The sequence below is a fragment of the Winogradskyella sediminis genome (genome assembly GCF_003387355.1).
Classification (GTDB): domain Bacteria; phylum Bacteroidota; class Bacteroidia; order Flavobacteriales; family Flavobacteriaceae; genus Winogradskyella; species Winogradskyella sediminis.
In genome coordinates, this window is sequence record NZ_QUNH01000002.1 from 766,235 (window position 1) to 791,711 (window position 25,477).

26 protein-coding genes are annotated in these 25,477 nt (G+C 33.5%); 18 read left to right on the plus strand and 8 right to left on the minus strand.

Translation table 11 applies throughout. The features are described 5' to 3' along the window. Positions 1 to 71: 71 nt before the first annotated feature. The 3 genes from C8N41_RS10790 to uvrA form a co-directional block, all read right to left on the minus strand. Positions 72 to 758: an LOG family protein gene (locus tag C8N41_RS10790; RefSeq protein ID WP_092447165.1), complete on the minus strand. Its 687-nt coding sequence runs from the start codon at positions 756 to 758 to the stop codon at positions 72 to 74. 178 nt (positions 759 to 936) lie between these two features. Next, positions 937 to 1,104 (minus strand): lmo0937 family membrane protein, encoded by a 168-nt coding sequence (locus C8N41_RS10795; protein ID WP_115839263.1) that lies wholly within the window; start codon positions 1,102 to 1,104, stop codon positions 937 to 939. 212 nt (positions 1,105 to 1,316) lie between these two features. After that, positions 1,317 to 4,145 (minus strand): excinuclease ABC subunit UvrA, encoded by a 2,829-nt coding sequence (gene uvrA, locus C8N41_RS10800; protein ID WP_115839264.1) that lies wholly within the window; start codon positions 4,143 to 4,145, stop codon positions 1,317 to 1,319. A gap of 185 nt (positions 4,146 to 4,330) precedes the next feature. Between uvrA and C8N41_RS16955 the strand changes: the two genes are divergently transcribed. The 5 genes from C8N41_RS16955 (at position 4,331) to C8N41_RS10825 (ending at position 9,613) form a co-directional block, all read left to right on the plus strand. Beyond that, complete coding sequence (locus C8N41_RS16955; protein ID WP_170137115.1) at positions 4,331 to 4,468, plus strand: hypothetical protein; 138 nt, start codon at positions 4,331 to 4,333, stop codon at positions 4,466 to 4,468. 95 nt (positions 4,469 to 4,563) lie between these two features. Further along, the gene (locus C8N41_RS10805) at positions 4,564 to 5,163 is read left to right on the plus strand and encodes a fumarylacetoacetate hydrolase family protein (protein WP_262510581.1); all 600 of its coding nucleotides are present in this window, start codon (positions 4,564 to 4,566) and stop codon (positions 5,161 to 5,163) included. 436 nt (positions 5,164 to 5,599) lie between these two features. Then, positions 5,600 to 6,019 (plus strand): DUF2452 domain-containing protein, encoded by a 420-nt coding sequence (locus C8N41_RS10815; protein ID WP_115839266.1) that lies wholly within the window; start codon positions 5,600 to 5,602, stop codon positions 6,017 to 6,019. Between the two features lie 575 nt (positions 6,020 to 6,594). Further along, entirely contained in the window at positions 6,595 to 7,650 is a 1,056-nt protein-coding gene (locus C8N41_RS10820; protein WP_115839267.1) for an endonuclease/exonuclease/phosphatase family protein, read from the plus strand. Between the two features lie 1,204 nt (positions 7,651 to 8,854). Further along, positions 8,855 to 9,613, plus strand: a complete 759-nt coding sequence (locus C8N41_RS10825) for an NYN domain-containing protein (RefSeq protein ID WP_092447170.1) — start codon at positions 8,855 to 8,857, stop codon at positions 9,611 to 9,613. 271 nt (positions 9,614 to 9,884) lie between these two features. Here the strand turns inward: C8N41_RS10825 and C8N41_RS10830 are convergent, their stop codons facing one another. Next, entirely contained in the window at positions 9,885 to 10,235 is a 351-nt protein-coding gene (locus tag C8N41_RS10830) for a hypothetical protein (protein ID WP_092447171.1), read from the minus strand. 161 nt (positions 10,236 to 10,396) lie between these two features. On the opposite strand from C8N41_RS10830, the gene C8N41_RS10835 reads away from it, so the two are divergent. After that, positions 10,397 to 10,921, plus strand: coding sequence for a hypothetical protein (locus tag C8N41_RS10835; RefSeq protein WP_092447172.1), 525 nt, complete (start codon positions 10,397 to 10,399; stop codon positions 10,919 to 10,921). 166 nt (positions 10,922 to 11,087) lie between these two features. On the opposite strand, the gene C8N41_RS10840 is transcribed toward C8N41_RS10835, so the two are convergent. Both C8N41_RS10840 and C8N41_RS10845 read right to left on the minus strand, forming a co-directional pair. After that, a complete protein-coding gene (locus C8N41_RS10840; RefSeq protein WP_244266674.1) occupies positions 11,088 to 11,867 on the minus strand; it encodes a hypothetical protein in 780 nt (259 codons plus the stop codon). A 90-nt stretch (positions 11,868 to 11,957) separates the two neighbouring features. Continuing rightward, positions 11,958 to 12,563: an acyl carrier protein phosphodiesterase gene (locus tag C8N41_RS10845; protein ID WP_115839268.1), complete on the minus strand. Its 606-nt coding sequence runs from the start codon at positions 12,561 to 12,563 to the stop codon at positions 11,958 to 11,960. Between the two features lie 79 nt (positions 12,564 to 12,642). Between C8N41_RS10845 and glmM the strand changes: the two genes are divergently transcribed. Both glmM and C8N41_RS10855 read left to right on the plus strand, forming a co-directional pair. After that, positions 12,643 to 14,031 carry a phosphoglucosamine mutase gene (gene glmM / locus C8N41_RS10850; RefSeq protein WP_092447174.1) on the plus strand — a complete coding sequence of 463 codons (1,389 nt, stop codon included), beginning with the start codon at positions 12,643 to 12,645 and terminating at the stop codon, positions 14,029 to 14,031. 54 nt (positions 14,032 to 14,085) lie between these two features. Next, positions 14,086 to 15,591 (plus strand): aminotransferase class V-fold PLP-dependent enzyme, encoded by a 1,506-nt coding sequence (locus C8N41_RS10855; protein WP_115839269.1) that lies wholly within the window; start codon positions 14,086 to 14,088, stop codon positions 15,589 to 15,591. A gap of 62 nt (positions 15,592 to 15,653) precedes the next feature. Here C8N41_RS10855 and C8N41_RS10860 read toward each other — a convergent pair whose 3' ends face one another. Beyond that, on the minus strand, positions 15,654 to 16,544 hold the full coding sequence (locus C8N41_RS10860) for a lysophospholipid acyltransferase family protein (protein WP_092447176.1): 891 nt from the start codon (positions 16,542 to 16,544) through the stop codon (positions 15,654 to 15,656). A gap of 61 nt (positions 16,545 to 16,605) precedes the next feature. On the opposite strand from C8N41_RS10860, the gene C8N41_RS10865 reads away from it, so the two are divergent. Continuing rightward, positions 16,606 to 17,265 (plus strand): rhomboid family intramembrane serine protease, encoded by a 660-nt coding sequence (locus tag C8N41_RS10865; RefSeq protein ID WP_115839270.1) that lies wholly within the window; start codon positions 16,606 to 16,608, stop codon positions 17,263 to 17,265. A 77-nt stretch (positions 17,266 to 17,342) separates the two neighbouring features. On the opposite strand, the gene C8N41_RS10870 is transcribed toward C8N41_RS10865, so the two are convergent. Then, positions 17,343 to 18,497 carry a TlpA disulfide reductase family protein gene (locus C8N41_RS10870; protein ID WP_249033267.1) on the minus strand — a complete coding sequence of 385 codons (1,155 nt, stop codon included), beginning with the start codon at positions 18,495 to 18,497 and terminating at the stop codon, positions 17,343 to 17,345. A gap of 161 nt (positions 18,498 to 18,658) precedes the next feature. Here C8N41_RS10870 and mnmE point away from each other — a divergent pair, with 161 nt between their 5' ends. The 9 genes from mnmE (at position 18,659) to C8N41_RS10915 (ending at position 25,471) form a co-directional block, all read left to right on the plus strand. Further along, entirely contained in the window at positions 18,659 to 20,044 is a 1,386-nt protein-coding gene (mnmE, locus tag C8N41_RS10875; protein ID WP_115839271.1) for a tRNA uridine-5-carboxymethylaminomethyl(34) synthesis GTPase MnmE, read from the plus strand. A 218-nt stretch (positions 20,045 to 20,262) separates the two neighbouring features. Further along, on the plus strand, positions 20,263 to 20,628 hold the full coding sequence (locus tag C8N41_RS10880) for a helix-turn-helix domain-containing protein (protein WP_115839272.1): 366 nt from the start codon (positions 20,263 to 20,265) through the stop codon (positions 20,626 to 20,628). A 10-nt stretch (positions 20,629 to 20,638) separates the two neighbouring features. Beyond that, positions 20,639 to 21,745 carry a site-specific integrase gene (locus tag C8N41_RS10885; RefSeq protein WP_115839273.1) on the plus strand — a complete coding sequence of 369 codons (1,107 nt, stop codon included), beginning with the start codon at positions 20,639 to 20,641 and terminating at the stop codon, positions 21,743 to 21,745. Between the two features lie 3 nt (positions 21,746 to 21,748). Continuing rightward, on the plus strand, positions 21,749 to 23,041 hold the full coding sequence (locus C8N41_RS10890) for a DUF6617 family protein (protein ID WP_115839274.1): 1,293 nt from the start codon (positions 21,749 to 21,751) through the stop codon (positions 23,039 to 23,041). Between the two features lie 4 nt (positions 23,042 to 23,045). Next, positions 23,046 to 23,258, plus strand: a complete 213-nt coding sequence (locus tag C8N41_RS10895; RefSeq protein WP_115839275.1) for a type I restriction enzyme endonuclease domain-containing protein — start codon at positions 23,046 to 23,048, stop codon at positions 23,256 to 23,258. A gap of 57 nt (positions 23,259 to 23,315) precedes the next feature. Beyond that, entirely contained in the window at positions 23,316 to 23,843 is a 528-nt protein-coding gene (locus tag C8N41_RS10900) for a hypothetical protein (RefSeq protein ID WP_115839276.1), read from the plus strand. Positions 23,844 to 23,857: 14 nt separating this feature from the next. Next, a complete protein-coding gene (locus C8N41_RS10905) occupies positions 23,858 to 24,376 on the plus strand; it encodes a helix-turn-helix domain-containing protein (protein WP_115839277.1) in 519 nt (172 codons plus the stop codon). Then, positions 24,376 to 24,816: a hypothetical protein gene (locus C8N41_RS10910; RefSeq protein ID WP_115839278.1), complete on the plus strand. Its 441-nt coding sequence runs from the start codon at positions 24,376 to 24,378 to the stop codon at positions 24,814 to 24,816. Before C8N41_RS10905 ends, C8N41_RS10910 begins: the two co-directional genes overlap by 1 nt. Positions 24,817 to 24,946: 130 nt before the next feature. After that, a complete protein-coding gene (locus C8N41_RS10915) occupies positions 24,947 to 25,471 on the plus strand; it encodes a HigA family addiction module antitoxin (RefSeq protein WP_115839279.1) in 525 nt (174 codons plus the stop codon). Positions 25,472 to 25,477: the final 6 nt, after the last annotated feature.

Here is a 25,477-nt window from a genome sequence, read left to right on the forward strand (position 1 = left end):
TAAACGATACATCACTGATAATTATTTTTTTTGAAGTTTATTTTATAGCATGAATTAAAAATAGGATAGGCTTAGAAATTAGGACTAAGATCATACTCTTTGTAGAATTCATCAAGTATATCGATAACTTCGTCTGGAGTATCGACAAGATGAATTAAGTCTAAATCGTTAGCACTAATATTTCCTGCATCAATTAATGTGGTTTTTACCCATTCAAATAATCCTCCCCAAAATTCTGTTCCAACTAAAATGATAGGGAACGTTTCAATTTTATGCGTTTGGATTAAAGTAATTGCTTCAAAAAGTTCATCTAAGGTTCCGAAACCTCCTGGCATAACTACAAAACCTTGAGAGTATTTTACAAACATCACTTTTCTCACAAAGAAATAATCGAAATCTAAACTTTTATCAGAGTCGATATAGGGATTGTCGTGTTGCTCAAAAGGTAACTCTATATTAAGTCCTACAGAGGTACCACCTGCAATATGAGCCCCTTTGTTACCCGCTTCCATAATACCTGGTCCTCCACCTGTAATGACTCCGTAGCCGTGGTCTACAATTTTAGTAGCAACTTCTTCTGCTAATTTGTAAAATTTATGATCTGGTTTGGTACGTGCAGATCCAAAAATAGATACACAAGGGCCTATTTTACTTAGTTTTTCGTAACCATTAACAAATTCTCCCATAATTTTAAATATGGCCCAAGAATCATTGGTTTTTATTTCATTCCAGCGTTTACTATTACTTTCGTTTCGCATATGTTTATTATTACTATGATTTATTATAACAATATAAAAGCCATATTGATATATGGCTTTGTCTAAATTTTAAGACCTTCAAAGTTAAGTTAAATAGATTGAAATTGGTATTTAATAATAAAAAAAATAAGCGTACCTTATTGAAAGGATACGCTTAAGTATTTTAGTAATTTTATAGTTATAATGGTTTTCTGCCAGAAATGATATTGTATAAGATAACGACGATTGCAATAACTAATAAGATATGGATGAGGCTACTGCTGCTCATGCCAGGAATAATATCTAATAATCCAAGCAACCATACTACGATACAAATAACGGCTACAAGCCAGAGAATACTTTTCATAATGATTAAGGTTTTATGTTAATACAGACAAGTTATGAAATAAAAGAATGGCTTTATAAAACGAAAAGGTATTGAGTTAATATTCGTTCTAAAAGGGGTAGAATTCAGTGTCTCGTGTTGAGTATTCAGTGTTAAGTTGCTGCTCAAAGGTTATAAAAATATAGTATGCGTTCTACCAGATGCAATTCTTAATTTTTATTTTCTAACAACCACTACATCATTTCCTTCTTCAAAAACTTTGCAGTGTAACTTTTCTTATCCTTAATAATGGCTTCTGGTGTACCTTTAGCTACTAGGTTTCCTCCTCCTTTTCCTCCTTCGTAACCAATATCTATGATATAATCTACGGTTTTAATAACATCGAGATTATGTTCTATGATTAGAACAGTATTTCCTTTATCGGCTAATTTATTTAGGACTTTCATAAGGACTCTGATGTCTTCAAAATGAAGCCCTGTGGTAGGTTCATCTAAAATATAGAAGGTGTTTCCTGTATCGCGTTTACTTAATTCTGTGGCTAATTTTATACGCTGTGCTTCACCACCAGAAAGGGTAGTACTTTGTTGCCCAAGTGTAATATAGCCTAAGCCAACATCCTTAATTGTTTTGAGTTTTCTGTGGATTTTTGGTATGTTTTCAAAGAAATCTACAGCTTCTTCAATAGTCATGTCTAAAACATCACTTATAGATTTTCCTTTATATCTAATCTCTAAAGTTTCACGATTAAAACGTTTACCTTGGCAAGTTTCGCATTCCACATATACGTCTGGTAAGAAATTCATCTCAATAACACGTAAGCCACCTCCTTGGCAAGTTTCACAACGTCCGCCTTTAACATTAAAACTAAATCGTCCTGGCTTATAACCGCGAATCATAGCTTCAGGAATCTTGGCAAAGAGACTTCTAATTTCATCAAAAGTTTTAGTGTAGGTTGCCGGGTTACTTCGTGGAGTTCTACCAATTGGAGATTGATTAATATCAATAACTTTATCTAAATGCTCTAAGCCTGTAATGCTTTTATAAGGCATTGGTTTCTTTACGCCATTGAAATAGTGTGCATTAAGTATAGGGTAAAGTGTTTCATTTATTAACGTCGATTTTCCACTCCCTGAAACACCTGTAACTCCAATCATCTTACCTAAAGGGAATTCTACATCAATATTTTTTAGGTTATTACCTGTGCATCCTTTTAAGACTAGTTTTTTACCGTTACCTTTTCGTCTGGTTTTAGGGATTTCAATTTCCTTTTCACCGTTGAGATAAGCTGCTGTTAGTGTGTTTTGCTTTAGTAATGCTTTTGGTGTGCCTTCACTAATTATTTCTCCACCATATTTACCTGCAAAAGGACCAATATCTATAACGTGGTCTGCGCGTTCTATCATATCCTTGTCGTGTTCTACCACGATCACAGAATTACCGACATCTCGTAAAGAGACCAAAGAGTTAATCAACTTTTCGTTATCACGTTGGTGTAATCCAATACTAGGCTCGTCTAATATATAAAGGACTCCAACCAACTGCGAACCAATTTGTGTTGCTAATCTTATACGTTGGGCTTCTCCTCCCGACAAGGATTTAGAACTGCGGTTTAAATTAAGGTAGGTGAGCCCTACGTCTAATAAAAACTGAACTCTACTTTTGATTTCCTTAATAATTTCAGCTCCAATTTGTTGCTGTTTAGCTGTTAAACGCGCTTGTAAACCGTCTAGCCACACACTTAATTCTACGACGTCCATACGCACCAAATCGGCAATACTTTTTCCGTCGACCTTAAAGTAAAGGGATTCTTTTTTTAAGCGAGAGCCTTCGCACACCGGACATTCTACTTTGTTCATGTAATCTTTTGCCCAGCGCCTTAAGGACGTAGAATCTGAGTTGTACTGACTTTCAATAAAGCTTGCAACGCCTTCAAAGTCTATTTTGTAATCACGAGTAACACCAAGCAGTTTACTTTCTACGGTAAATTTATCTTTGCCACCATACAAAATAACCTGTTTAGCAGCCTCTGGTATATCTTTCCAAGCATCATTCAGCGAAAATTCATAACGTTGAGCAATAGTTTCAAATTGTTTAAAAATCCAGCTTTTCTTTTGTGGACCATGTGGTGCTAAAGCCCCATTTTTTATAGACAAGGTTTCATCTGGCACTAACTTACGTTCGTTAACGACGTACAATTCGCCTATACCGTTACAGTTATAGCATGCACCTTTAGGAGAATTAAATGAAAAGTTATTGGGTTCTGGATTTGGATATGAAATCCCTGTTGACGGACACATTAAATTTCGACTAAAAAAGCGTGGTTCGTTGGTATCTTGGTCAATCACCATTAAAACATCTTCACCGTGATACATCGCAGTGTTGATGCTCTCCATTAAGCGCTTATCATTGTTTTCTGAACCGTCAATTTTTAGTCTATCAATAACAATCTCTATATCGTGGGTTTTGTAACGATCTAGTTTCATGCCTTTTTCAATATCGACGATGTCTCCGTCCGTCCGTACCTTAACAAAGCCTTGCTTGGCTATTTGCTCAAACAATTCACGATAATGTCCTTTTCGAGAACGAACAACAGGCGATAAAATATTAATCCGTTTCCCTTGGTAAGAGGCTAAAATGAGATCTTTAATTTGCTCATCATTATAGCTTACCATTTTTTCACCAGTCTCATAACTATAGGCATCTGCTGCTCTTGCATAAAGAAGACGTAAAAAGTCATAGATTTCGGTAATAGTGCCTACAGTTGAACGTGGTGATTTACTGGTAGTCTTTTGCTCAATAGCAATCACAGGACTTAAGCCATCAATTTTGTCAACATCTGGTCGCTCTAAGCTACCCAAAAACTGACGTGCATAAGCTGAAAAAGTTTCAATATAGCGACGTTGTCCTTCGGCATAAATGGTATCAAAAGCCAATGATGATTTTCCACTACCAGATAAACCCGTTATGACCACCAGTTTGTCTCTCGGGATAGTAACGTCAATGTTTTTAAGGTTGTGAACGCGTGCACCTTTAACTTCAATAGAATCGTTGAATGGGCTCATATATAGATTTGTCCTCTTGTATTTTTAGCAAAGTTGCAAAGGTACAAATTATAGTTGTTAAAAAGAATCGTAAAGATTGCTGTATGAACAGTCTAAAATAACCAATAGAGCGCATATTAATGTGGTTATAGTTCAGTTGTAAACGCAATATCACCTAAATTTATAAGATATAAACACAAACAGACATGGAAAAATTACTTAAAATTATAGGAGCGGCTTGGGGAGCCAAGAAAATAGGAGGTGGCAAATGTGGCTGTATTGGTACTATTGTGGTATTTTTTATATTGTATTGGTTACTAGGTTTTGTATTTGAGGTGTTTTAAATTTTATGCACAACTTTAGAATGGTCTTAAAAGTTGTTTAATAATCTTTAGTCCTTTAATAATTGGAAAGATAAAAGGATCTGAAAATCATAGGTATCGGTAAAAATTACGTTAATGAAGTACCAGAAATTAGCGCGTTAAAAACAGGAGTACAAACAATATTTTCCAAACCAGAGTCGAGCTTGGTTTATGGTAATAGTGATATCAATTTTCCTAAAATTACCAGCCAACTAGCCTACGAAGTGGAACTGGTAGCCAAAATAGGAAAACGTGGTAAAGCTATTTTATTGAACGAAGCTATATCTTATATTTCAGAAATTGCAGTAGGTATAGACTTTACAGCTAAGGATGTGCTAGCAGCAAGCAGAGAAAATAAAGGACCATGGGCTTTGGCCAAAGGTTTTGATGGTGCTTCGCCAATGTCTGCATTTTTGCCAGTATCTAAGTTTCCGGATCTAAGTGCTATATATTTCGATTTAAAAATTAATGGAGAACAAAAACAAATCGGTACAACTAGCTTAATGATTTATAATTTTGCTGAAATTATAACTTATGTATCGTCTTTTATGACGTTAGAAGAAGATGATCTAATTTTTACAGGAACTCCAGCACGTGGAGCCGGACTTATAGAGAAAGGCGATCATCTGCAGGCTTCAATTGAGAATAAATTGCTTTTAGATTTTAAGATGATGTAATATAGACGATAGCAACGTGTTATACTATAATTCAGATAGTAAGACACCTCAATCTTTATTGCCTATTCTGTTATATGCTCTAATGACTAAAATAGCCCATACAATAACGCATACCGTTACAAATATGGAAAATGTTAACATGATGTCATTGGCGTCCATTGAAAATTTGTTTTAAAAAGATGGCAAATGCAAGAATGGTAGGTACCCATAATCCAATAAAAAGGGCATGACTTTGATCGCCTCGTAAGAATAAATACATAGCTACTACTATAATCAATGCACAAAGTGAGAGTATAAAGAGGTTTAAGGGCCCTATTTTTTTTGTAAAATTCATTCTGGTTAATTAATTGGTTTATAAATTTAATAAAAAAAAGCTGTGAAATTCTTATCACCTTAATATTAAGGTGTTTTACCTTTGTAAAAAAGCTTGTGGAATATGTCTAATGAAAAGAAACCAGATCAGATTGTTTTTAATGAACAGACACGGCAATACGATGCGTATATAAAGCCTTATGCTACTAATGTCGGTGCGCCAGCTATTCAAATTACGGACAATTCTACATGGAAAGCCAGAAACATCAATAAAGCAAATAAGCAAATAAAAGCAAAGTATTTAGAGCTGAAAGCAGAATACGAAAATATGATGAAAGAGTTAGAGTACAATACTTTAGTGTACAATGCAAGATACACATTTGAACCGCTTATTGGTGAAACGTATCATTTATATCGCGATAAAAATAAGCAACCCTTTCTATCCATTATTGCACCTTCAGATTGTAATTTCGATTATATCGGTAGTTTTTTACTTAATAGCGAGTTGATTTGGAAAAGGGTAGAAAATAACCACTCGGAATAAAAATATAAGATACTCAGTAAGCATCAAACGACATTTAAAACAGTGATAAAGTTCATTCTATGGGGCAACAGTTACCATTAATGTTTTCAATATCTAAAAATGTTATCCATAACCCTAGAAGCTAAAGCATAATGCATCACATAACATAGGCATTCAATAAAAAGCCAAAACAACCAAAACTTTACCACTGAACTTCCAATAGACTAGCTAAACGTAGTCAAATTGTGTTTATAATCATCAATTTATGGAAATAGAGCCTTGTAGTATAAGTGAAGTATCATAACCTAGATTTAAAAAGTATTTAGTAATTAAAGGCCAACGAACATAACTCACAAGCCAAGCAATAATTCTAAAACAATCATTTTTTTAGCACTTTATAGTTATTATAACACACTTCATCTGTTTTAAAACCAAACTGTTATAAAAATAAGTACCTTATTCTAAATTCCTAAGCACCTTACCCTCAAGGAGCGACCCTTACATAATTCGTTGCTGATAAACGATAGGTAAAGACATCCTATTCAATAGGCTGTCCTGCTATTCATAATGTTATTATTTAAAACCAACTGAAAATTATGCCATTAAAAATCGCAACATGGAATATTAAACACGCTAATCGTTTACACGCCACTAACCCTTCTCAGATAATTTTAGACCGTAGGCAACGTGTGCAACACACAATTCAAGCTATTAATGCAGATATCCTTTTAATGGTTGAAGGCCCAAAAGGAGAAGCAGCTATAGTAGAATTCTGTGAGGTTGTACTCCAAAATCAGTGGATTCCTATACTGCTCAAAGGAGAAAACGACCAAATAGGTGACCGTGACCGAGACTATGGCAATCACATGCGAGGAACACAGTGGCTATGGTACATTGTAAAACCAGAGATAGCATTCCGCTGTCGCCTTCAGGAGGCAGAAGTATGGCAAGCCTTTATTAATGCAGATCGTTGGGGAGTTAATTACTGGGGAAAAATAAAACCAGACGACCATAAGCATTATCGCCATCCACAGGTACTGATTTACGAACTCGATAACGGACAAGAGATCGAGTGTATAGGTGTACACCTCAAATCTAAAATCAATCTTACAAGTATACAACGCGACGATGAAGGTAATCTCACAGGTGCATATTTAGAGACAGCCTTAAAGGCAAGAGTTAAATTAGCCACTGAAGCCCGTAATATCAGACATTATATAGATGCTAAATTCAACCAACTAGAAAATCCAGGATTAGTACTTCTCGGAGATTGTAACGATGGCCCTGGACAAGACTTTTTTGAAAACCAATACCTCTTTTTCGATCTCATACAAAACTTACAAGGTGAAGTCCTCTTAGCCGAAAAATTCTTTAACCACGCCTTGTTCGATTATACCGCAAACTTAAGGTGGACCTCGCGTTTTAGAGATCCCATCCTCAACATTCCAGCCAGTCAAAATCCTTTACTTATAGACCATATCCTTATGAGTCAACCCCTTTGCAATGGTAATTTTCCATTAAAAGTAAACGCCAAAGCAGGCAAGGTAGAGCACGAGATTTTTGAGCGCGCCAACGCTGGCTCAAATGCTAGTACCAGAACTAGCGATCACAGACCCGTGTCGCTAATGTTGACAGAAACCATAATCATATAATTATCCTTTATCGTCACTTCGAGCGTTTTTGGCTTTTCCAAAATAGTATCGAGAAAGACATGAGTAATTCCTAACAAATTGTCTTAACTTTTTGGAAGCGTGCCCTTAGCACAGTCAAAGGGTTTGTGTCAAGAACGGAATGACAAAGAGGAACAATTGGCAAGTAACGTTTAGTATCATCTCCGGGAAATTAATCTGTAATTGCTTAATAGCTATTAGATAATATCCAATAGCGAGCAGACTAGCAAGTCTTCAATTCCGACCTAGTCTGAACCCTGTCGTCAATATATGTAATAAATAGCCTTAAAAAATAGCTGAAGCCTTGGAAGCTATTTGGGCTATTTATTATGGTTTTAATAGTCTAGGGAAGACTATTAGAAATACCCACAACAGTGAAAGACTTTTTGGTTCGTTTTTGATCTTTCAAAAATGAATGTATAAAACCACTCAAAAAGCAAAACCCCTAAAAAATTTACAAGGTACTTTCAAAACAAAAAAGCCTTCTGTATCTCAGTAATCCTTGAGTGAGCAACCTTTCCAATAACTTTTCATTGGCATAAAAACAACTCTATACCCCAAACAACTAAAGTATACCACACCAAACCAATCAAATACAAACAGTCGTACAGCTATTATTAAGTATTATTTTGTCATTCCTGCGCGCAGGAATCCACAAATATCTCATCAATCAAACATGAACAAATCTATTAAACCTAGAATATTCCTGCTCATGTGCGCTTAGCCTAACAAAACACCCCTAAAGTCTCTACAAGGGGATAATCCTATTGAACAATTTGCGATAAAAACAGCATTTTGCAGAAAATCTTTTAAATTTTATCCAAAATAATATGAAGTTTTTGAAGAATTATAACCAAGACTCGAAATAGGGCTGAAAATGTCATAAAAATGCAAATAGGGCAAAAACACTGTGTAACTAGTAGTAGGTAAGGGGGGGGTAAAGTGGTTTGAGGCATGATAAAAAGCAACAGTATTTCCACTTCCCAATAACAAGGGATTCCTTCGGATCTCCTTTGGGTCTAATGTGTGTCAGTGCTAAAAGACACCTCAAAAATCATAATACAATACAAATAGAAAGATGATTTTAGTAGAATTTCAACAGCAACTCAAAAAAACCATTTCAACAAAAATGGTTTTCTAGTAGAAAGCCCTTATCTTTAGAATTATTAAACCAATAAACAATCTTATGGATATAAAACTAGCCGTATTAATAGACGGTGATAACATACCATCAGCACACGTCAAAGAAATGATGGAAGAAATTGCCAAATACGGCAACCCTACAATAAAACGAATTTATGGTGATTGGACCAAACCGCATTTATCAAAGTGGAAAAACGTACTCTTAGAAAATGCCATCACACCTATCCAACAATATGGCTATACTACAGGTAAAAATGCCACAGATTCCGCCATGATTATCGATGCCATGGATATTTTATATTCCGAAAAAGTTGATGGATTTTGTTTAGTCTCAAGCGATAGCGATTTTACGCGTCTAGCAACACGTCTCCGAGAAGCTGGAATGAAAGTCTATGGCATCGGAGAAAAAAAGACTCCAAATCCATTCATTGTAGCTTGCGATAAATTTATATACATAGAGATACTTAAAAACGCCACAGAAGAAAGTGTTTCAGAGTCTACCACAAAAACGATCTCTAAAAATAACTATGATAGCATTACAGCTAAAGAAATTAAATTTATTGCTACAACAATAGATGATGTTGCCGATGATGACGGTTGGGCGTTTTTAGGTGATGTAGGAAGCTTATTACAGAAAAAACAACCTAATTTCGATTCAAGAAATTATGGCTTTCAGAAACTAACACCCTTAATTAATTCAATCTCAGCCTTCGAAATAGAACGACGAGATGATTCTAGAGGACGTTCCAAGTTAATTTATGTGAAGCTAAAAGAAGATAAACCCAAGCGTAAGAAACGCTAATATTCCTACAACCAGCTAACATAGATGACAGTAGCACCATTTGCTAAAAGGGTATATTGTCATTGCAGATGTTAAAATAATAACTAGTTAAGCAGTTCTTAAAGTATTGTTTAGACATTACAAATATTAAGAATCGATATCGTAATACTATTATCATAAGGAGGAACTCAAACTTTTAAAGTTATAAAAGCCTTATAATATTAAATTAGGAACAAAAAAACTTAGTCTTTTAAAGGCTAAGTTTTTTTGTATCTATCTGCTAAAGGTATTCCTATTTAACAACAAGGAGCTCGCCTGAAGCGATGGCTTTTGTATAATCAGCTTTAACATTTTTTAAAATACCAAAGAATTTAGACCCATCTTTTTTCTTTAAAGTAACTACTGTAGAACCATTCTTTTTTGTTTCTATATTATCGATGACAACAGTTTCATTATTTACGGATTTATACCCAGTTACAACTCCTCGTTTTATTAAAATATTAGCTCTAGGAAATTCAATATGATTAAAGTTTTGATCTGCAGGTATTTTTACCGTTAAAACATCTCCAACTTTAGGCTCATTATTCGCAGAAGCGGTTAAAAAGAATGTAAAGCATAAAAGAGTAAATAATAGTTTTTTCATAATATATCAATTTTAAATTGTGATTATGATAAAAATAAGAATTCTCAAGATGATGATAATGCACTTTTACTAATTCTTAACATTTGTAAATGCCATCTATTTTTAGGTATATTTTTTTCTTATTTTAGTTTTTTATAACGCATTATAACACAATATATACTATGAAATTATTAGGAATTGGATCCAGAATTAACCACCCAGAATATGGAAAAGGAGTCGTTACTAATGTAACCTCAAAACACTATTGGGTAACCTTTATGGATAACGGATTAGAAACGATAGAAATAGATTCAGAATTTGAGATCATTGAAGCCGCAGAAGATGAGGTAGATACCATAAGTTTTTTCGAAGTAGAACGCAGTTTAAAATCCATCTTAAAAAAATGGTCCGATGTGTCAGAAGTCGTTACCATTGCAGACAAATGGAAAGGTGGAAAATTAATTATGCAACCAGGTGACCCTAATCTAAAGTCTAGTGAATTGCCCATAGATACCTTCTTTCATAAAATTACAATGGTACGCGATCGGTTGCGTGTAATGGAACAAAAGATAAACTCTAGTAGCTTAGGTGAACAAGAAAAAATAGATTTGCAACAATATATAACTAGAAGTTATGGTAGTTTAACAAGTTTTAATGTTTTATTTAAATTAAAAAGCCAACAGTTTGTTGGTCAGCGAAGCAAATAATTATACTATAACAACCATTTCAAAATAGAGTTGCATTGAGAAGTATTATCGGTTGACAAAGCTACATTGTTAAACCGTTAATACTTCTTTTTGATAGAATAATTATACAACAATCTATTTATGTGTAGCTTAGCAGTTGTATCGCTTATACAGGTCGTGTTAATTATTAGAGTATAATACCTTTAACATCTGTTATTTCTATACCAAAGAACAATAATTTATGAAACGTTGGAAGTTGAGATCCACTCGCTGTAGTAATCCAGTTTTCCCATGTGGCTTCTATACCCTCAATAGGAAGAATGTCTACCCACATTTTAAAGCTAATCGGTTTTCCGGAGGCATCCAAATGCCATAAATATGAATCACCAGGTGTTGTACCTCCAGAAGTGTAAGTGACTAAAAGGGCATTTTTACCATCGTCTGTCTTAACTAAACGACGCTCAACTCCGCTATCAAATACTTTATAAGGTGCAACAAGCCAAAATGAATCGTTGTTAAAGTAAGCTTCTGCTTTAGTTATATAGTCTTGTTTCTCAATACCATTATATTCATTATTGGCAACGAAGACTTTTGAGTTTTTAAGCTGATTAAAGTCCAAAAGAACGGTAAAATCTTTCCAATGTACTTCACAAGTGTTTTCAGATTTAAACCATTTATAGTGGTGTCTTCCCTTAAATGTCCACTCCAGATAATCAGTTTTTAAATAGGCTTTTTCGTCAAGTGCATCTAACATTTTTGAGGCTAATAGATCTGCTTTAGCTCCTTGTTGTCCAGTAGGTAATTCTTCATTATATTTTAAATACATAAATCCAAAAAGGAGAAGCGTAGGTAAGGTAAAGAACACAACGAGTCCGCCAATTATTTTGAGTATTTGTTTTAGTTTAGATTGCTTAGCCACGGCTTGTAAATTTGTTTGTGGTGCAAATTTAATATAATAGGTTGGCAATATTGAAAAGCTATCCGGAAATTTACAATCGGAAAAATTTTAAATACGTCGTAGTAGTTTATAGCTAAGAAGGTCTGCCTCAAAGATAGACTATACGTCTTGAAACTGCTTTTCAATTGCTATGCGTTTCATTTTGCTAAAAGTCTTTAATTCTTCAAAAAATAACGTAAAATCCGTTTCAAAAGCAGCATAATGTTCTATTAATTCTTTAGTGGCTTCATTCATTTTAGAAAGGCCTTTAGTTCTTTGATTCATGCCATTTAAGACGGTTTGTATACCTTCAATACGTGCATAACTTAATAGCCAATTACCTTCAATCATAATTGGAGTTATTCGTTTAAAACGCGGAGGTAAAATGTCTATGTTTTTCGAGAGGCTTTTATAAAAATTAGAGATGTATACATCTAGGGGAATATCTGAATAGGTCTTCCAGTTTTTTGCTAAAAAATGATCAAAGAAGATATCAACTATAACTCCACTATAATGTCCATAACCTTTATGAAGACGTTTTGTACATTGCCTGAATAGCGGATGTGCGTCTGTAAACGTATCGATGTGGCGATGCAATTGAATGCCGATTTGGATCTCTCTAGGATACAATTTATACTTATTCCCTCTTACACCATCACCAACAAAGTTACCAATAGTAATGAGTTCATTGTCTCCAGAAAGATAAATATGAGCGAGAAAATTCATAGGTCGAATTTACAAATTCATAATCACTTAATAGTTAAAAACGGTATATCTATTTATATTTGTTGAAAATGAAAAATTTATGACACTTATAAAATCAATTTCAGGAATTAGAGGAACTATTGGAGGATCAGTAGACGACAATTTAACACCTATCGATGCTGTTAAATTTGCAGCGGCTTACGGTACTTGGTTAAGACAACAACGTCAAAAAGATAATTACATCGTTGTTGTTGGTAGAGATGCAAGAATCTCTGGAGAAATGATTCAGAATTTAGTGATGAATACCTTGGTCGGTCTCGGAATTCACGTTATTGATTTAGGATTGTCTACAACACCAACTGTTGAAATTGCTGTGCCTTTAGAGCATGCAGATGGTGGTATTATATTAACTGCAAGTCACAACCCAAAACAATGGAATGCCTTAAAGCTTTTAAATGCAAAAGGTGAATTTTTAAATGGTGAAGAAGGACAGAAGATTCTAGAAATTGCTGAATCTAATGCGATGAATTTTGCTGAGGTTGATGATTTAGGAAAAATAACGGTTAATGATGCTTATATTGATATTCATATTGATGAAGTTTTAGACCTAGAGTTGGTTAATACTAAAGCTATTCAAGATGCAAATTTTAAAGTCGTTGTCGATGGTGTAAATTCTACAGGAGGGATTGCTATTCCATTATTATTAGAACGTTTAGGAGTAGAGCCTGTAAAATTATATTGCGACCCAACAGGTCACTTTCCGCATAACCCTGAACCTTTAAAAGAACATTTGGGTGATTTGGCTAAAGCGGTTGTAAAGGAGCATGCCGATTTCGGAATTGTAGTAGATCCAGATGTAGATCGTTTAGCATTTATGGATGAAACTGGTGAAATGTTTGGTGAAGAATATACCTTGGTAGCTTGTGCCGATTATGTATTGAGTAAAAATCCAGGTAATACGGTGAGTAATATGAGTTCTACACGTGCGTTACGCGATGTTACCGAAAAACATGGAGGTACATATGAAGCCAGCGCTGTTGGTGAAGTCAACGTTGTAACCTTAATGAAAAAAAACAATGTCGTTATTGGAGGCGAAGGTAATGGAGGTATTATTTATCCGGAATCTCATTATGGAAGAGATGCACTCGTCGGAGTCGCTTTATTTTTAAGCTTATTAGCTGAAAAGAAAATGAAAGTAAGTGAGTTAAGAGCGTCGTACCCAAATTACTTCATGAGTAAAAAGAAAATTCAATTAACACCAGAATTAGATGTTGATAGTATTTTAAAATCAATGGAAGCTAACTATAGTCATGAGAATTTAACGACAATCGATGGAGTTAAAATAGATTTTGCAGATAGTTGGGTACACCTTCGTAAGAGTAATACTGAGCCAATTATTAGAATTTATACCGAAGCTCCATCTCAAGAAGCAGCAGATACTTTAGCAGATAGTATTATAGCAGAAATTAAAGCAATTGCTAATATTTAGTAGGTTTAAGATTAGATAGAATTATATAGGTGTTATACCTAAAATGATAGTAGGATGATTTTAGAAACAAATACAACAGAAACCACGGAATTAGAACATTATTTTAGTCAATTTAGACAACATATTATTGGCCAAAATCAAAAGTTTCAATCTCCTTATGGAGAACAAAAAATCATCTATACAGATTGGACTGCTTCTGGTCGTTTATACAGACCAATTGAAGAGAAGTTAATGAACGATTTTGGACCCTTTGTTGCTAATACACATACTGAAACAACAGTTTCTGGTACAGCAATGACCAAGGCCTATCATAAAGCAAGGCATATCATTAAAACGCATGTTAATGCCAATGACGATGATATTTTAATTTGTTCAGGGAATGGTATGACAGGTGTGGTGAATAAGTTTCAACGCATTTTAGGATTGAAAGTTCCTGAGAATTTAAAAGCGTATACACATATTCCTGAAGAGATGAAACCGGTGGTATTTGTGTCGCATATGGAACACCATTCTAACCAAACCACGTGGTTAGAAACCATGGCAAAAGTAGAGGTGGTTCCGCCAGATGAAGATGGTTTATTTTGCCTTAAAAACTTAGAAGACTTATTAATTGCCTATAAAGATTGTACCATAAAAATAGCTTCAGTAGTTGGAGGTTCTAATGTCACCGGAATTCAAATTCCGCACCACGATGTTGCTAAATTAATGCATAAACACGGAGGAGTCTGTTTTGTCGATTTTGCATGTTCTGCACCATATGTAGACATTAATATGCATCCAAAAGATACCGATGCACAGTTAGATGCTATTTTCTTTTCGCCTCATAAATTTTTGGGAGGACCAGGGACTTCAGGTGTATTGGTTTTTAATAAAAAATTATATAAAAATATGGTTCCAGATTGCCCTGGTGGAGGTACAGTAAGTTGGACCAATCCTTGGGGAGAACATAAATATATTGATAACATAGAAGACCGTGAAGATGGTGGTACACCAGGATTTCTTCAAGTTATAAAAACGGCACTTTCCATCAATTTAAAAGAACAAATGGGAGTGTCTAATATTTTAAAGCGCGAGCATGAATTGGTTCAAATTATATTTAAAAAATTAGGAGGTATTTCTAATATTAATATTCTTGCAGGTCAACATAGAGATCGTTTAGGAGTGATTTCGTTTTATATTGATGATTTACACTTTAATTTGGCTGTAAAACTATTGAATGATAAATTTGGTGTTCAAACGCGTGGTGGTTGCAGTTGTGCTGGGACATATGGTCATTTTTTATTACACGTCGATCAACAAATGTCTCACGAGTTAACTAATGAAATTTCTATTGGAGATTTAGTAAGAAAGCCAGGTTGGATTCGTATGTCTATCCATCCGACAACAACAAATGCAGAGATTAATTATGTTTGTGATAGTATTTTAGATCTAGCAAAAAATCATGAATCTTGGGCAAAAGATTATGAATATTCTAAAAGTAATAATGAATTTATCCACAAAACATTAATTGATAAACCAAGTTCAGTAACTAATATAGATGCTTGGTTTAAATTGGATTAATATCTGTTGTTATGGATTTTTCGTATAAATTAGCATGCTGTAGCTATAAATGAAGTCGTTCATTAACGAAATTTTTCGGGTACTCTGTTTCTGTGTTTCCAGCGTCGATGTGTCCATAGGTAAAATTCTGGAGCTTCAAATATTTGTTCTTCTACAAGTTTAAAGAATATATCGGTGATTTCGTAGTCCTCAAAGGCTTTTGGTTGTTCTGCAATGGTCTTAAATGTGGTCTCGTAATAACCACGCTTAATACGTTTTACACTAAAAAATACCACAGCCATATCTAGTTTTTTGGCTAAGGTTTCTGCACCTGTATACATTGGTACTTTGATGCCCATGAACTCATTCCAATGAAACGCTTTATTTACTTTTGGAGTTTGGTCGGATACAAAGCCATTGATGGTTAATTCTCCTTTTTTCTTACTTTTAAGAAGGACATTAAAGGTTTCTTTAGTTGTAATTAAGTGCGAATTATACTTAGCTCTAATACGTTTAACCAGTCTGTCGAAATATTTGTTTGCTAAACGTTTATAAACCGCGTAGCCTTTGTGTTTAACGTGTTTTTGTAGAATAAAAATCCACTCCCAACTGCCGTAGTGTGCACACATTAAAATTATACTGCGCTGTTTTTTTTCTAGGTCGTGTAAGACTTCAATATTTGTAAACTTAAAGCGTTTATTCATTTGTGCTTCAGTAATGGTCAATGATTTTATAGCTTCAACCATCATATCACAAAAATGGTGATAGAATTTACCTGTGATTACAGAAATTTCTTCTTCTGATTTCTCAGGAAAAACTAATCTTAAATTTTCCTTGACAACTACTTTTCTATACCCAATAATTCTATACATAAAAAAGCATAAAACATCAGATAATCCATAAAGCAATCTAAACGGTAATATTGAAATAATCCAAAGAATTGGGTAGATTATAATGTAAGAAATAAGTTGCATTTAGGTATATTAGTGTTGAAGTACAAATATATATTATATTTGATTTATAGGATTAGAGTTTATGGACAATTTAGGTATAAGTTTAGTTACCATTGTGATTATTGCAGCCAATGCTATCATGTCTTTTAAAGGTTTTGATGATCGCGGATTTTTTGAGAAATATAAGTTTAATGTGGGGAGTATAAAACGTGGAGAACAGATTAGAATGTTTAGCTCTGGTTTTTTACACGCAGATGTTACGCATTTGTTGTTTAATATGTTTACGCTGTATTTTTTTGCAGATGCTGTAATTTTGCAGTTAGGCTCTTTCAACTTTATTATCATCTATGTTGCGAGTTTGGTTTTTGGAAATTTACTTTCGCTCTATTTTCATAAAGATGAGTATTGGTACAGTGCTATTGGAGCTAGTGGTGCCGTTACAGGGATTTTATATGCAGCGATTTTATTACAACCCGACATGAAATTGTATATGTACTTTATACCAATTCCAATTCCTGGTTATGTATTTGGTATTGGATATTTACTGTATTCCATTTACGGCATGAAAAAGAGAATAGGCAATATAGGACACGATGCCCATTTTGGTGGAGCTGTCGGTGGTTATGCGGTAACATTAATTATGATGCCAAGTTTATTTACAACTAATATTGGTTATGTTGGCCTACTAGCTGTGCCTATCATTATTCTTTTTGTACTTTATAAAACAGGTAAATTAAAATAAATATCTGTTATAACATTTCTGTGTTTTTGCTTAGTAATTAGGGTTAGGTGGTGTGTAGTGAAATAAATGGTTAAGACTTATTGACTTAAGAGTTCTTTTACTTTGGCTTCTAAAGCATAACCTCTCAGATTTTTAGCTACAATTTTTCCTTCAGCATCTAAAATAAACGTTGCAGGAATCGCATTAATATTATATAGTTCTGCAATTGGGTCTTTAAAGTATTGTAAGCTAGATACCTGTGTCCAAGTTAAATTGTCTTTAGCAATAGCGTCGATCCATGCTTGTTTAGGGTTTTTTTGACCACGCGCTCCATCTAATGAAACACCAATAATTTCTAATCCGTCGTTGTGATAAGTATTATAGATTTTAACCACATTTGGATTTTCTCTACGACAAGGTCCACACCATGCAGCCCAGAAGTCTATAATAGTTACTTTACCTTTAACCTCATTCAGGCTAACCGTAGTGCCGTTGGGAGTTGTACCTTTAAAATTAGGTGCAATTTTGCCAATTTCAACTCTAGATTTTTTTTGATAAACCGTTAGTAAATTGTCTAAAGCTATTTTTAGTGATATTCCTTTAGGTGAAGATTGTAATTCAGGATCTAGACTATTAAAAGCCGCTAAATAATTGTCAATATTAGCATTCTTATTAGCAGATTCTTGCTCAATTAAGGCCAAACTGTAGTAACTGCTTGGATGGCTATTAATAAATTTAAGCGGAAGTTCTTGATACTTCTTCTCAGCGATACTCGCTATTTTCATCAATGAGTCTCTCTGAGTTAAAACATGGCTAGATCTATTGTTTCTTAATTCGGTTCTAATATTAGCGACTTCTTTACGATACGCTTGTAAATCCTCTTGATACTTTTGGTAATCGTCTTGTGATGCAGAACCTTCAATTTTAGATTGAGATAAGTTAGATTTGTCGATTGTAATATCTATGGAGCTATTTTCAAGCATGAATTTCAATTTGCCATTAACTGAATTGATTTCAATTACTGAAAGCGTAGGATATAAGACTTTTCCTGAGAAATTAAATTTTTCATTAATAACTACGGCTGTATCTATAATGCGTTCTCTGCCTTTTTTCTCAACCTTTTTTAAATAAGCTCTTACACCGTTATAGACACCTTCAGCCTTTCCGTTAATTATGAAGTCTGTTCGTTTTTCTTCAGGTTTACACCCAAAAAGTAAAAGTCCAATAATGGTGAAGATTAATACATTTTTCATGATACTATTTTAAATCTAATATTCTCGTTAAACGTTATAATCTTGCAAATATAAAAACAAAGCTTAAATACCGGGAATAATAACACGAACTCTTAAAGTTGATAATTATAAAGTTGAAAGAATCCCATAAATTACAATACTTTTGTAATAAAATTTAAAAGATGCATAACGATACCATTGTCGCATTAGCAACACCATCAGGAAGTGGTGCCATTGCAGTTATACGATTATCAGGAGCTGATGCAATCACTATTGCATCATCGTGTTTTAAGTCTATCTCTAATAAAGATTTAAAGAAACAAGCGACGCATACCATTCATTTAGGTCATATTATGGATGTAGATAAAACCATTGATGAGGTTTTGGTCTCTGTATTTAAAGATCCTAATTCGTATACAGGTGAAAATGTTGTTGAAATATCTTGTCATGGATCGTCTTATATACAACAAGAAATTATTCAGTTATTTTTAAGACAGGGTTGTAGAATGGCTACTGCTGGTGAATTTACCTTACGTGCATTTTTAAATGGGAAATTAGATTTGAGTCAGGCAGAAGCTGTGGCAGATTTAATCTCTAGTGATAACGAAGCGTCACACCAAATTGCCATGCAGCAGATGCGTGGAGGATTTTCTTCTGAAATAGCGAAATTGCGTGAAGAGCTTTTGAATTTTGCATCGCTAATAGAGTTAGAATTAGACTTTGCAGAAGAGGACGTAGAGTTTGCGGACCGTACACAATTTAAGCAGTTGATAGAGCGTATCACTTTTGTATTGAAACGTTTGATAGATTCATTTGCTGTTGGAAACGTGATTAAAAACGGTATTCCTGTAGCTATAGTTGGAGAGCCTAATGTGGGTAAATCGACTTTGTTAAATGCACTTTTAAATGAGGACCGTGCTATTGTGTCTGAAATAGCCGGAACCACAAGAGATACCATTGAAGATGAAATTTCTATAGGAGGTATTGGTTTTAGATTTATTGATACCGCAGGTATCCGAGAAACAGAAGATGTCGTTGAGAGTATTGGAATTAAAAAGACATTTGAAAAGATTGAGCAATCGCAAGTCACTATTTACCTCTTTGATGCCCAAAAAAATATTGATAATCTTGAAAATGTACGTTTAGAAATTGAAAAGATAAGAAACAGATATCCTCAAAAGCCATTGTTAATTATAGCCAATAAAATTGATACGCTATCAGACCTTCAATTGGCAGATATCAATAAAACTATTGCCGATGTCTTGCTATTGTCTGCAAAAACAGGGTTTGGTGTAGAACAGTTAACCAACACACTTCTCAATTTAATAAACACAGGCGCTTTAAGAAATAACGAAACTATAGTAACCAATTCACGTCATTATGATGCTTTATTGAAAGCCTTTGAAGAAGTTCAGAAGGTGAAAGACGGTTTAGAGACTGGATTGTCTGGTGATTTAATGGCTATTGATATACGCCAAGCCTTATACCATTTTGGTGAGATTACAGGTGAGATAACCAATGATGATTTGCTAGGGAATATTTTTGCTAATTTCTGCATCGGGAAGTAATTATACTTCTATTTATTGTTAACTACTTGCTTTTGTTGATATTATATAATATTTACTTCTCTTTTTTGTTGCCTTTTAGTTCTTTTTAGGCTATCTTTGTTGTCTATTTGTTGCCCATTATTCAAGTTTGTTGCCCAAACTTGTTGCCAACAAATATTGGCGAAATTCTGCACCATATTGCCCCACGTTGCACCATATCACTACATAACGCACCATTTATGAGCAGTAATTTAAAAATTCCAAAAACGTGTCTTTATTGTGGTAAAGCTTTCATAGCAAGAACTACAGTAACAAAATATTGTGGCCATAAATGTAACAGCAGACATTACAAACAACTTAAACGAGAAGAAAAAGTTCAAGACAGTCTGCAAGAAGATATTCAACAAAAGCAAGGCAGTACAGAAGTTTCCAATCCCAATAGTATAGCATATAAAGACTTTTTAAGTATTTCTGAAGCATCTGAATTATTAGGTGTTAGTAGATGGACTATTCAAAGAATGGTTAAGCGAGGACAGCTTAAAGCAGTCCCTATGGGAAGGAAACACATTGTTGCCCGATGGCAAATAGAAAGCTTGTTTAATTAACCGTACCATTATGAAAGTTACTTTAAGACAACGAAAAAAAGGAAGCAAGATTAGTTTGTATTTAGATTACTATGAAAATGGACAGCGCAGCTATGAATACCTAAAGCTGTACTTGATTCCAGAACCCGAAAAAGGCAAACTAACCAAGGCACAAAAGGAAGAAAACCGAAAGAATTTAGAATTAGCCGAAAGCATACGTGCTAAAAAGCATTTAGAAATTCAAAACGGTTTATATAACTTTCAAGATAAGGAAAAGCTTAAAGGGCATTTCATAACATATATGGAAGTCCTTGCAGAAAAACGTAGTAATAGTAAAGGTAATTATGGTAATTGGCAAAGTGTAATTAAACATCTCAAGAAGTTTAAACCTCACGATATAGCGTTTTCACACATTAACAAAAAGTTTGTTGAGGATTTTAAAGAGTACCTCGATAAAGAAGCTATAGGGAGGGCAAATAAGAAGCTTTCTCAAAATTCAAAGTATTCATACTTCGGTAAGCTTAATGCAGCTTTAAAACAAGCAGTAAAGGATGGTATATTAAGAATCAATCCTGCTGAACAAGTATCTAATTTTAAACAAGGAGAGCCACAAAGAGAGTTTTTAACATTGGAAGAGGTGCAAGCCTTGGTAAAGGTAGAATGTGAACTTCCAGAGCTTAAAAAAGCTTTTATCTTTAGTTGTCTTACGGGTTTGCGTTGGAGTGACATTGAAAAACTAACGTGGTCAGAAGTGCAACACTCTAAAGAGAATGGTAATTACATTAGATTTAGACAAAAGAAAACCAAAGGAAGTGAAACTTTGCCAATTTCTGAACAAGCACGAGAATTATTAGGTGAAGCAGGTGAACCTACAGAAACAGTTTTTAAAGGGTTGCATTATAGTGCCTGGACAAACTTAAAATTGCAACAATGGGTAATGCAAGCAGGAATAACAAAGTCAATAACTTTTCATTGTGCGAGACATACTTATGCAACATTACAGTTAACTTTAGGAAGCGATATTTACACTGTTTCAAAATTATTAGGGCATAAAGAGTTAAAAACAACGCAGATTTATGCCAAGGTAATTGACCAAAAGAAGCAAGAAGCTGCCAACCGTATTAAATTAGATTTATAGCCTATGGAAAAGCCATTTATTGAAATTGATGCTAAAGAATTTATCATACACCCATTTGAAATTCAGAAGCCTGAAGGCTATGAATTTGCAGAAAACTATCCTAACTGTTGTCATTCACACAAACATAATTATAAACTACTCACAGACTATTTAGAGCGTTTTCCCTTTTGTTGTGATAATCACGCTGATTTTTATAAACGTTTTAAATTCGACAAAGCAAAAGTTTATGGTCAAATACCTATTTGGGTTTTAAAAGCAGTTGATTATACGTGGCATACCATAGAGCAAAATATTAATGAGGACGATTGGTTTGATGCTATTACAGAATATTTTGAATTATGTTTCTGGAGTATGGGTACACCTGCTGTAGGTTCTCACATATATTTAGAGCTTGTTGAGTTAAATCTTCAAAGAAAAGATGGAAAATTTCCTAAAGATAAATGTAAAGCATTATTAAAATTCCTAACTGAAGTAAACAAGTATAAACCTGCACAAGAGAAAACAGACCTTAATTTATTGTATAGCACTTATCAAAAATGGCTAAAAGCATTTCCTTTTGATTTACCCTTTTTTAGTCCTTTAAAACCACAACTTACTAAATCATTGCCTTTTGTAAAAGAAGTCACTCGTAGGAATCGCTATTTGGGTATGGTGACTGCAAAATTGGTAACACCAACAGAATTAGTAGCTTCTCTATATAGACGTACACAACATATCTTATCATTAATTGATACTACCAAACTTCAAAAGCAAGGTTTAATATCACAAGCTGAAAAATTAAGTATTGATGTACTTAACGAAAACCACCGATTTAAACAGCGTACCTTAACGGAAATCTATAATAAAGGTGAAAAACAATATATAAAGACGATTAAAAAATGGCTTGAAAATGAGAAGGACTATTTTAAAGAAATCGTTCCTAAATTAAAACAAGCACCAGCACCAAAACCCAAAAAGGAAAAAACACCTAAAAACTATTTTGGTTTTAGTGGTGACACAAATGCACTTTTAACGGTGTTAAAAGCATTGCAGTTAAGAGTAGATATGCTGAAAGAAGACTTTACAACAGTACATAATTTTCATAAGCTACTTACAGCTAAAGACTTTAGTAATTTAGATGTCAAAGTCCATCTAAATTGTGATAATAAACAATTCTATTACATCATAACAAAACTACAGCCATACTTTACCAATCTTAAATGGGTAACTATTGCTAACTCTATGTTGTTTTTATCCGAAGGAAATAGCCTTTTAGGACAATCAGATTTAAGTTCAGCAAAGAACTTTAGAAGATGATAAAATGAAAGAGTTGATTCACACCATTGTTGATGTTATTAGAAAAAACGCCACAGTCGATTGGAGTAAACGAGATGATGTAAGAGCAAAATTAAGATTAACCGTAAAGAAAATACTAATGCGTTACGGTTACCCACCAGATATAGCAAAAATGGAAGCAGACAAAGTATTAGCCCAAGGTGAAGCTTTAGCTGAAATGTTTTCAAATGGCAAATAAGATTAGAGAATAAATAGTTAAATAAATTAAAAAAAAATAAACCCACAGGTTGATTTAATGAAAATAATTGATACATTTGTACCACATTTATATGCATTCAAATTCGCTGAAGAAGAATTAGATGAATTAGAAAGAGTGTTTGATGAATGGGCTGACCCAATGTATCTTTTTCAGTTTTTTGAAGATAATAAACAAGATTTAGATATAACTATAGAGCAAGCTATTGAAAAAGTTCAAAAAGAGGCAAAGTTTTTGAGAAATAAATTAATTGAATTGGCAAGTGAAGAACCTAATCAATTATACGATTTGTTTAAGAACCTAAACAATAATGAATATACTGCTAAATTACTTCAAGAGCAGAAATCACGAAATAGGTGGTTGAGATTATATGCTATTAAATTAGATACTGGTAATGACGATAACAATTATGTAATTACAGGAGGCACAATCAAATTGGATAGTCAACACTTAATGAAAGACAGAGACCATACCTTAAAAGAATTAAACAAAATAAATAGGTGTAGAGATTATCTTAAAGATGAAGGAGTTATTGACAATGATAGTTTTCAAGAAATATTCTTCTAAAAGACAAAAACACTATGACAAATACTAAATTAGATAAATTTAAAAAATTAGTTTCTAAAGAAAAGTCCGGATGGTTAGAAAAAGCCAAGTGGAGAAAGGAAAATGAAGAGTGGCTTGATATTTCTTTTAAAATTGCGGTTAAGGTATTATCTGCCTTAAAGGCAAATAAGGCTACAGACACATATCCTAAAAGCCAAAAAGAATTGGCAGAGGCTTTAGATTGCTCACCACAATATATAAGCAAGCTGTTAAAAGGGCAAGAACGTTTAGGGATTGATACCATTACTAAAGTAGGTAAAATATTAGGTGTAAAACTTATTGAAGTACCTCAAGAGGAAGTCAAGAAAGAAGAAATGCTTTCAAGCGAAGATAAGTTTACGGTGACTATTAAGGCCAAAGAGCTAATGCATTTCAATTATCATTTTGGAAAATTAATTCAAGACGATAACAAGTTGTCTTTTGATTATAGCGAAATGATAGAAACTTCAAGCTATGTACGTCGTGGAGATAATCATTTAAAGGTAGTGGCATAATGTCTAATAAAATAGGATTTTCATTAAAGAAAATAACAACAGAGCAATTTGCAATAATTGAATCTGCTTTTAAAGAAGGGGAAGATGTACAATTTAGCGTAAACGCTAAATATGGCATTAATGAAAAAGACAAAATGGTAGCGGTGTTTGTATCACCAGCATTTTATCAAGATAAAAAAGCATTTTTAGTATTGGAAATAGCGTGTCATTTCAAAATTGTAGATGATGCTTGGGAAAGTTTTAAAAATAAAGACAAAACCAAATTGACTATTCCTGTTGATTTTATGCGTCATTTAATTATGTTAACCATTGGTACGGCAAGAGGTGTTTTGCACAGTAGAACAGAAAACACACCTTTTAATAACTTCTTAATGCCTACTATCAATGTTACTGAAATTGTTAAGTCTGGTGTAGCATTCAATTTAGAATCTAAAGCTTAATTCCAATATACATCAAATATTCGGCATTATTTTTGCTTAAATACATAATAAACAAAGTATTACAGCACTATATTACTGTTAATAAAAAGTAAACAATTTTGTTTACTAATCTATTTATACATACATTTGTATGACAAAAGAAACTATGTTACCTAAAATAGCTAAAATAAAAGGCATACATCCAGGGCTAATATTACACCGCGAAATAAAGCGTAATAATATTAAAAGCTCTCAATTAGCTACGTCTATAGGTGAGCATAAACAAACCATTAGTGCTATTATAAATCAAAAGAGAGGTATCAATCCAGAGCTATCAATTAAGTTGGCAGATTACTTTCATACAGAAAAAGATTATTTTATGATGCTGCAAGCGGGTTATGAAGTAAAAAGTAAATTAACTGAAAATAGTAAAAGAACACCAAATCTAAACAATATCAGAAAAGTACTATTTTGGGATACATCATTTGATAAAATAGATTGGGACAAAAATAAACGTGCCATTATCAAAAGAGTTTTAGAACGTGGTAATGATAAAGAAATCAACGAAATCATAAAATTCTACGGTAAAAGAACAGTTTCAAGAATAGCAAAGTCTATTAAGCAATCCCGTTTATCTACATTTCAAAAAAATGCAGAAGACTTTCAACTTATTTAAGTTTTA